Source organism: Chromohalobacter sp. HP20-39, from assembly GCF_033052815.1.
Taxonomy (GTDB): Bacteria; Pseudomonadota; Gammaproteobacteria; order Pseudomonadales; family Halomonadaceae; genus Chromohalobacter.
This window is the reverse complement of the sequence record NZ_JAWHTP010000167.1, coordinates 1-401: the sequence shown is the minus strand read 5'-3', so window position 1 is coordinate 401 and position 401 is coordinate 1. Positions and strand designations below refer to the sequence as shown.

Annotated in this window: 1 protein-coding gene; it reads right to left on the bottom strand. The window is 56.4% G+C overall.

Features of this window, described 5'->3' with window-relative positions:
- Positions 1 to 203 precede the first annotated feature (203 nt).
- The coding region (locus RVY79_RS17470) for a hypothetical protein (RefSeq protein WP_317465753.1) at positions 204 to 401 on the bottom strand (198 nt) is incomplete at its 5' end.

Here is a 401-nt window from a genome sequence, read left to right as displayed (position 1 = left end):
CGATGTCATGTCAGTCGGTGAGCCACCTGACTAGCGCGTTCACGGAGTGAAGTTTGGGTGCCAAAAAGCGCGCGTTGGTTTACCGCGTTCGGGATAAATCCCCGGAAAGCGCCCATCCGCATAGAGGCTTTCCGCACTTTGGTCCATCGCGGGTATCCGCCCCGGATTGTCGTTCTACGTCCTGCGCGACAAGCAAGACGGTCTTAGCGCAGTTGAGCACCCCAGCTCTTCGAGCCTTGCATCGTCGCCAATGCATTCATTCCGCGAAAGCTGAAAAAAATGACCCCGCTTTCGCCGCGAGGGCCTGATCCGTTTTCCAAAAGAATAGCGCCATGACCGCGAATCATGACCCCTATTCCAATCAGCTCACGCCGCTCGAAGAAAGCGCCGTGAAGATGTTC